Origin of the sequence: Nitrincola sp., from assembly GCF_048264025.1 — a bacterium.
In the GTDB taxonomy this organism is placed as follows: domain Bacteria; phylum Pseudomonadota; class Gammaproteobacteria; order Pseudomonadales; family Balneatricaceae; genus Nitrincola.
In genome coordinates this window covers 1-8,169 of sequence record NZ_JBLXDN010000068.1, presented here as the reverse complement: position 1 = coordinate 8,169, position 8,169 = coordinate 1, and the positions used below count along the sequence as shown (strand labels likewise).

General features: G+C 51.6%; 7 protein-coding genes. 6 read left to right on the top strand and 1 reads right to left on the bottom strand.

The genetic code is table 11. The annotated features are described in order from the left end of the window. Positions 1 to 151 precede the first annotated feature (151 nt). A complete protein-coding gene (locus ACN0R1_RS20800; RefSeq protein ID WP_417586075.1) occupies positions 152 to 763 on the top strand; it encodes an MBL fold metallo-hydrolase in 612 nt (203 codons plus the stop codon). Between the two features lie 208 nt (positions 764 to 971). On the opposite strand, the gene ACN0R1_RS20795 is transcribed toward ACN0R1_RS20800, so the two are convergent. After that, positions 972 to 1,883 (bottom strand): LysR family transcriptional regulator, encoded by a 912-nt coding sequence (locus tag ACN0R1_RS20795; protein WP_417586074.1) that lies wholly within the window; start codon positions 1,881 to 1,883, stop codon positions 972 to 974. Between the two features lie 135 nt (positions 1,884 to 2,018). On the opposite strand from ACN0R1_RS20795, the gene ttdA reads away from it, so the two are divergent. From ttdA to ACN0R1_RS20770, 5 genes are all read left to right on the top strand, one after another. Further along, positions 2,019 to 2,918: a L(+)-tartrate dehydratase subunit alpha gene (gene ttdA, locus ACN0R1_RS20790; RefSeq protein WP_417586073.1), complete on the top strand. Its 900-nt coding sequence runs from the start codon at positions 2,019 to 2,021 to the stop codon at positions 2,916 to 2,918. After that, positions 2,915 to 3,523: a L(+)-tartrate dehydratase subunit beta gene (ttdB, locus tag ACN0R1_RS20785; RefSeq protein ID WP_417586072.1), complete on the top strand. Its 609-nt coding sequence runs from the start codon at positions 2,915 to 2,917 to the stop codon at positions 3,521 to 3,523. The genes ttdA and ttdB overlap by 4 nt, the downstream gene beginning before the upstream one ends. Before the next feature lie 77 nt (positions 3,524 to 3,600). After that, on the top strand, positions 3,601 to 4,578 hold the full coding sequence (locus ACN0R1_RS20780) for a TAXI family TRAP transporter solute-binding subunit (protein ID WP_417586071.1): 978 nt from the start codon (positions 3,601 to 3,603) through the stop codon (positions 4,576 to 4,578). An 84-nt stretch (positions 4,579 to 4,662) separates the two neighbouring features. Continuing rightward, the gene (locus tag ACN0R1_RS20775) at positions 4,663 to 6,894 is read left to right on the top strand and encodes a TRAP transporter permease (protein WP_417586070.1); all 2,232 of its coding nucleotides are present in this window, start codon (positions 4,663 to 4,665) and stop codon (positions 6,892 to 6,894) included. Between the two features lie 225 nt (positions 6,895 to 7,119). Continuing rightward, the gene (locus ACN0R1_RS20770) at positions 7,120 to 7,968 is read left to right on the top strand and encodes an isocitrate lyase/PEP mutase family protein (protein WP_417586069.1); all 849 of its coding nucleotides are present in this window, start codon (positions 7,120 to 7,122) and stop codon (positions 7,966 to 7,968) included. Positions 7,969 to 8,169: the final 201 nt, after the last annotated feature.

Sequence of the window (8,169 nt, the reverse complement as noted above, 5' to 3'; positions counted from 1 at the left end):
ACTTCTCTTTACGTGTCTGGCGACGCTTGCAGGTGAACTCGCTGTCAGCGAAAGATAGCTGGTGATTCATGGAAAGCCCTCGATACGTCATAGCTTAGATTGTCTCATGCTGAGGGACTTATTCGCAGTAACCCTTGGACTTCCCGCTGTGATGTTGTCCCTTTGGTGGTTGCGTGACAAACCGATCAATATTTATGGCCCGCCAGGAACCAAAAAGCTTACGAGTAACATCTTGGAAGCATATGCAGACGATTCTGATATTCGTATGCAAACGACATTAAGCCCAGTGAAAATCCAAGAGCCAGACCCCGTGGTGAGTGAGTATGCATCTGGTGGCGTCGTTTATGATGATGGTGAAGTTAAGGTTGAAGCTTTCCTTGTGGATCATGGTGCGATTGAGCCAGCCTTTGGTTACAAGGTCACTACACCTGACAAGGTGACGGTTATTTCCGGTGATACAACCTACGATGAGCGGATTGCTGTACAAGCCAAGGGAGCGGATTACCTTATTCATGAGGTATACAGCAACAAAGGGCTTATCGATAGCTCTGACCCCAATCGCCCTCAACGCCATGCTTACCATGCTAACCAGCACACCTCCATTGAGCAGGTAGCTGAGATTGCGAAGCTAGCTAAGCCAGGACTGCTTGTTCTCACACATATCCTTTCGTGGACTGATACAGTCGAGAATATGAAAGAGACTATGGCTAAAGCATATGATGGCAAGTTTGTGTTTGCTGAGGATGCGACAATGCTTGAGTAAGAAAGTTTGGAATCTGAAAGTACTCAGATGTTGATACACGCTGGTTGTTCACGCGTTTGGCGCACTCATTTGAGTGCGTTTTTTTTGTGGGGTCTAGCTATCGTTCTCCCAAATTTTTGATTACTTAAAGCTGAAATGGCAGTGAGCTGATTACATCGTTAGTGCACCTCTGAAGTTAAACGAACGATAAATGAGCAAATACTGTGAATTACCAATAATCACTAGTCGTTGTCTTAGTCAGGAATGACGCCTCAAGGTAATCAAGGAACAGAGAAACACGTGTAGCAAGTCGAGCTTTCTGTAGATAAACAGCATAAATATCGGCTGGAGGGGTATCGTATTCTGGTAATACTAGCTCCAACTCTCCACTTCTGAGGTGCTTGGCGAGGTCCCATTGAGCTCTCATCAATAATCCATGTCCTTCGATGGCCCACTGAAGAGCGACATGCCCATCGTTTGTACTTAGCTTCACTGGCACGCGAACAGCCAGGGTTTGATTATCTTTCGTTAAACGCCAGAGGTTGGCTGTCTCATCATTCTGGCGCAGTGCTATCGCCTGGTGATTGCTTAGGTCCTGAGGTACAGCAGGGCGTCCCATCTTATCCAGATAGCGGGGGCTTGCGCTGATAAAGCGCCGATTTGGCGCGATCTTGCGGGCAATTAAGCGTGAATCCGGTACATCGCCGAAGCGAATCAGGATATCCACGGCATCATCCGGTGGTGAAACATGCCTGTCGCTTAGTGTTAGTCGCACAACCAGCTCGGGGTGTTCTGAAACAAACTCGGATACCAGCGGCGCAATATATTTTCTGCCGAAGCCCAAAGGCGCATGGACGTTCAGTTGGCCGGTCGGGGTTCCTGACTGGTTACGAATCACATCTTGCATCTCCTCCGTTTGGGCGAGGATGTTCTGGGCATACTCAAGGTAGATCTCACCCTCAGGTGTCAGTGAAATATGCCGGGTTGTCCGGTTAACCAGCTTCACTCCCATTCTATCTTCTATCTGTGCCAAGCGTTTTGTCGCTGCTGATGGGGATAGGTCCAACTCTTGCGCGGCGCCCGACAGGGATCGTTTTTGGGCCAAACTGACGAAGAATCTCATCGAATCTTCAATATCCATATTTCACCTTTTGGAAATTGTATTTTTACCTTTGGTGCATTTTTACACGCATTCTACCCTCTATGATAGCCACACGTTCTATCCGGTTTGTTCCTCAAGGGGCGTTCCGGGTCACTAAAATAAGAGGATTCAAGCGTGGAGAAAGAAGCCGCAGTTCAGTCCCTGACTGACACTCTCGCGAAATTCACTGCCTATATCGGAAAACGTCTTCCAACGGACGTTAAAGAGAAACAGGCGGAGTTGCGTGCCAAAGAAACCAACCCCATGGCGATCGAAATCTTTGACGTTATGGCGGAAAACCAGGATGCCGCCGATAAGCTGGATCGTCCTAGCTGCCAGGATACTGGTGTCATTCAGTATTTCATCCAGGCGGGCTCATCCTTTCCGCTGCTGGGTGAACTGGAGTCGATTCTGGAAGGAGCGACCCGGGGTGCAACCGAAATTGGCCCCCTGCGTCATAACGCGGTGGAATCGTTTGTCGAGAAGAATACCGGCACTAATACCGGCTCCAAGATCCCTTGGCTCGACTGGGAAATTCTGCCGGGCGCAGACTACGCGATCATTGACGTGTATATGGCGGGTGGTGGTTGTACTCTGCCGGGCGCATCGACCGTATTGATGCCAGGACAGGGCTACGAAGGTGTGGCGGAATTCGTTCTTGATGTGATGACCTCACGAGGCCTCAACGCCTGCCCGCCTCTTTTAGTGGGTGTGGGTGTCTCCACTTCGGCAGAAACTGCTGCGCGGCTTTCCAAGAAAGCAATCCTGAAACCGGTAAATGCTCGCAACGCGAATGAGCAAGCTGCGCTGCTCGAAGATCTGCTGACCGACGGCATTAATGAGCTGGGTATCGGCCCACAAGGACTCACCGGCGACAACACCGTGATGGGTGTGAATATCGAATCGTCTGCGCGCCATCCTTCTACTATCGGTGTGGCCGTTTCCACTGGCTGCTGGGCGCACCGTCGCGGCCAAATCAAGGTCAATGCAGACCTCTCCTACGAAATTATCTCCCATCAGGATGTAAAACTATGAAGAAGGTACTGAAGACACCGATTTCAGCCCTGGACCTGGAAGACCTTAAAGTCGGCGACGTTGTTTACCTGGATGGGACCCTGGTGACCTGCCGGGACGTGGCGCACCGCCGGTTGATCGAATATGGCCAGGAACTGCCGGTGGATATTGCCGGCGGTGCAATCTTTCATGCCGGCCCGATCGTGCGGGAAAAGGACGATGGTAGTTATGAGATGGTCTCCATCGGCCCGACCACCAGTATGCGTATGGAAAAGTTCGAGCGTGAGTTTATCGAAAAAACCGGTGTTAAACTGATCATCGGCAAAGGCGGTATGGGTCCGGAAACCGCCGCTGGCTGTCAGGAAAACAAGGCGGTTCACGCGGTTTTCCCCGGGGGGTGCGCCGTGGTTGCAGCCACCAAGGTGGAAGCCATAGAGGGCGCTGAGTGGAAAGACCTGGGTATGCCGGAAACGCTCTGGATAAACCGAGTAAAAGGTTTTGGTCCGTTGATTATTTCGATCGATACACATGGCAACAATATTTTCGAGATCAATAAGAAAACCTACAACGAGCGTAAATCGAGCGTATTAGCAAAAATTAGCGAACAGGTTAAATTCATAAAATAACTTATGTGTTGTTTTTTTATCAATTTTCATAACCCCAAGTATTTCAATCTAAAAATAAAGTGAAGCTGGAGATACCTATGAAAATAATTAAAAACCTTGGTCTGTCTGTAGCGGTAGCGGCTGTATCCACATCCCTCATGGCCGCTGATAAAGCCGGCTGGCCTGATAGCTTTACAGTGGGTACCGGCTCCCAAGGTGGGGCTTATTTTGGATACGGTACCGCCTGGGCGAATATCGTGTCGGAAGAAACTGGTGTGCCAGGCGGCGCTGAGGTCACCGGCGGACCGATGCAGAACATGGCACTGGTGCATACTGGTGATAACCATTTTGGTATGACCACCCTGGGTCCGGCCCGAGAGTCGATGGAGGGTAAGAACGCAATCGCACCTGGCCTGCCGATGGACAATGCTTGCGCCATGTTCCCGATGTACCAGACGCCGTTTTCAATCACCGCACTGACCTCATCCGGTATCACCTCCGTGGCCGACATCCCGGCGGGGGCTAAGATCGGCTTTGGCCCAGCGGGTTCCACATCGGATACCTACTTCCCTCGCATGCTTGAAGAGTTGGGCCTGAAGTTTGAGCGTCGTAACGGCGGCTGGTCAGACCTAGGTGGTCAGTTGCAGGATGGTTTGCTGGATGTGGTCGCTTTTGCGGCCGGTGTACCGGTACCAGCGGTGAGCCAGCTCGAAGTCCAAACCGATATCAACATTATTGAATTCACCGAGAAGGAACAAAAGAAAATCACCGATGCCTTCCCCGTGAGCAACTACGAAATCGCGAAGGGGGCATACAAAAGCCTTGAAGCGCCTGCGCGTTCGGTATCCATGTGGAACTTTGCTATCGCCAACTGCGACCTTCCCGAATCCTTTGTGTACGAAGCGGTAAAAGCGGTGATGGGAGACAATGCTCGGATGGTTCAAGCGCATAAAGGTGCTCGTACCACGCTGCCTGAACATTGGGACAAAAACACCTTCCTGCCATGGCATCCGGGCGCAGCACGTTGGTTCAATGAAAATGGCGGCAATATCCAAGCGGAACTAATTCACCAGTAGTCAGTTTTTAGCGTGGCATCGCTAATGGCATGTCACGCCTTTTTAAACATGCAATCTCGCGCTATATAAAGCGAAGGTCTAGCCATGAATAACGATAATAATCTGGCTAAAGAGCCAGACCACCTCATCGCCCATGGGGTTGATGATGAGCCTGTTGAGTCTAATCTCAGAACCTTTAAAGGGCGTTCATACCAAGTTATAACGCTTATCGCAGTTGTCTACGCTGCATTTCATATGCTGGCCCTTAATGGACTAGGCCTAAAGGCATTAACCGGTGGTCTGGTTGATATCCCGTTTCTGCCGGACTTTCCCATAGAAACCTGGAACTTCCGTATTGCCCATGTGGCGGGGGCCTTGGTACTAGGTTTCCTGATGTTCTCGTCAACCAGCTTCCCTGAAGAGGAACAGACTCGCCCTAAGGCGGTGCGTTTTCTCGCTTATCCTTTGCTGCTCAGTGCGTTGTTCTCGCTTGGCATGGCGTTCTATTTTGCCTGGGAAATTGCATCCGGGACCATGTGGAACGGTATCGACAAGGGGATCCGCTTCAATGAAATCTGGTTGTACGGCACGCCTTTATGGGTGGCAACGGCCGGTTCGATCATGCTTTCCTGGTTCGATAAGCAGAGCCGTGGTCGGTTTGCGCCCCACGACTTTGTACTGGCCGCCTGTGCGTTGTCGGTGGCTGTCTATCTCATTACCATCTATGGCACCCTGATGCGCAATTCGACCGGTACTCCCTTTGCACCGGTGGGTATTTCCATGGCAGCGGTGGCCGGTACGGCCCTGATTATGGAACTGACTCGTCGAGTGGCTGGCATGGCGTTGGTCGTGATCGCCACGGTGTTTCTGGTTTACGTTTTTGTGGGCGAATTTCTGCCCGGTTTCCTGAGCTCACCGGCCATCACCTGGGAACGGTTCTTCAGCCAGGTTTACACCGATGCTGGCGTACTGGGCCCGACTACGGCGGTATCCTCAACCTATATCATTCTATTCATCATCTTTGCGGCCTTCTTGCAGGCATCCAAAGTGGGTGATTATTTCGTCAATTTTGCCTTTGCTGTTGCTGGTAAGGCACGGGGCGGCCCTGCGAAAGTTGCAATATTCGCATCAGGCTTGATGGGTATGATCAACGGCACCTCTGCCGGTAACGTTGTTGCCACAGGCTCGCTGACCATTCCGCTGATGAAAAAGGTCGGCTACGAGAAAAATACCGCCGGTGCCATCGAAGCGGCTGCCTCGACAGGTGGACAGATTATGCCGCCAATCATGGGGGCAGGTGCCTTCATCATGGCGGAAGTTACCGGTATTCCTTACTCGGATATTGCGATTGCAGCGATTATTCCTGCCATCCTCTATTTCGTGTCGATCTTCTTTATGGTTGATTTCGAAGCAGCCAAGATGGGCATGAAAGGGATGCGCAAGGAAGAACTGCCGCGCGTTGCTACCATGGTGCGTCAGGTGTACCTGTTTGTGCCGATACTAATCCTGATAGTCGCACTGTTCCTGGGTTATTCTGTTATTCGTGCAGGCACCTTGGCCACGATTGCGGCGGTTGTCGTGAGCTGGTTTACGCCCTATCGCATGAACCTCAAACGAGTCTACAACGCATTCGAGATCGCCGGTCACATGTCGATTCAGATCATCGCAGTCTGTGCCTGTGCCGGTATTATCGTCGGTGTTATCTCGCTCACCGGTGTCGGTGCGCGTTTCTCCAACCTGTTGCTGAGCCTGGCGGATACCTCACAACTGCTGGCTATGTTCTTTGCCATGTGTATTGCGATTCTGCTGGGTATGGGAATGCCCACCACAGCGGCCTATGCGGTTGCCGCCTCGGTGGTTGCGCCCGGTTTGGTAGATCTGGGAATTCCGTTGCTGACAGCCCACTTCTTCGTGTTCTATTTCGCGGTGGTCTCCGCCATTACGCCCCCAGTGGCCTTGGCATCGTTCGCGGCGGCCGGGATTTCGGGTGCTAACCCACTCAAGACCTCCATGGCATCGTTCAAGATCGGTATCGCGGCCTTTGTCGTGCCCTTCATGTTCTTCTATAACTCCACTCTGCTTATGGAAGGTGAGTTGATCGATGTACTGCGTTCAGGGGTGACTGCGGTATTCGGTATCTTCTTGCTCGCATCGGCGGTGCAGGGCTGGTTTATCGGTAACCACGCCAATCTGGCGATTCGCCTTGTCTTGACGGCGGCGGCCTTCCTGATGATCTCCGGTGGGCTGATGACCGATCTGATTGGTCTAGGTCTTGCGGTTGCGGTGTTTCTAATGCGTAAGGTGTTGGGTGCCAAGCCTGCCGCAGCAGGCGCCTGAGCAGCCATTAGCTGACGCATTAAACTAAATGCGATTCTGTGCCCGGGGAGGGATGCCCGGGTACGGAGTCACGGCTTATCCAGCCAACCTTAGCCATGGCGCGTTTTTACGACACCATTGTCCCGCTTGCCTTAATCACCGCTATTTCAAAATTTGTTATTAGCATCTGGTTTTAATCCTCCACTCTTGCACCTGCAACGAACCGATTTCTCAAGAGGTTTTTCGATGACCGCATTTTATAACTCCATTGCAGAGACAGTTGGCTACGAAGTCTTGGCCTCTGTTCATTGTCCTATAGCTGCCAGGATGGCGGTGGATCTTGGGTTCAACTACGGTATGGTCGGGGGATCCGTGGCTTCCCTGAGTATGCTGGGAACGCCGGACCTGATGTTGCTTACCTCGACAGAGTTGTGCGACTTAGTCAAACGTACCAGTCAATCTTCCAACCTGAAGATCATCGTTGATGGCGATGCCGGATATGGCAATGCGCTTAACACCATGAGAACTGTCGTCGAGCTGGAGATGGCCGGTGCCAGCGCTATTACCCTGGAAGATACCAAGCTGCCTATATCTTACGGTCAAACCAAGACCAAGTTGATCTCTCCTCGGGAGCAGATCGATAAACTTGCCGCGGCGCTGGATGCGAGAAAATCTGACCGCTTTGGTATCATCGCCCGAACGCAAGTGGTCGCCGGAGAGGAGATTGAAGCCGTTGCCGAGCGGGTGTTTCAGTACTCCGAGGCGGGTGTCGATGGCATCTGTTTGGCAGGTGTTACCGATCCCGAGCAGCTGGAAGTTATCTCCCGGGGCAGTGACAAGCCGAAGATGCTCATCACCTATGGCAAGAAAAATACGCTGACAGATGGGCATTACAAGAACTGCAACGTAAAGCTGCTTTTGAGCGGACATACGCCTTTCGAAGCGTCTATCGTTGCCGCCTATCATGCGCTGTCTAGCCTAGCGAGTAAGCCGGTGTCGCAGGATGACCTTAATTATAAGTCGCTGATTGGTAAGTACACTGAACAGGAGCGTTTTGATAGTTCGGTAAGGCGTTATTTGGATATATTTGAATAAGGGCTGCATAAACTGCTAATGCGCTGTTTAGTGCTGATAGCCGATACCCTATGTCTCTTTTGGGCAATGACTAGGGGTTCTGACTACCTAGGAAACCTGCGATCAAGTGCCCAGACCTGACCATTTACCAACTTCAGCAGAACCGGAGGGATGACAGTCTGAAAATCCCCCTCATTTCATCGCCCACATACTGACATTCCA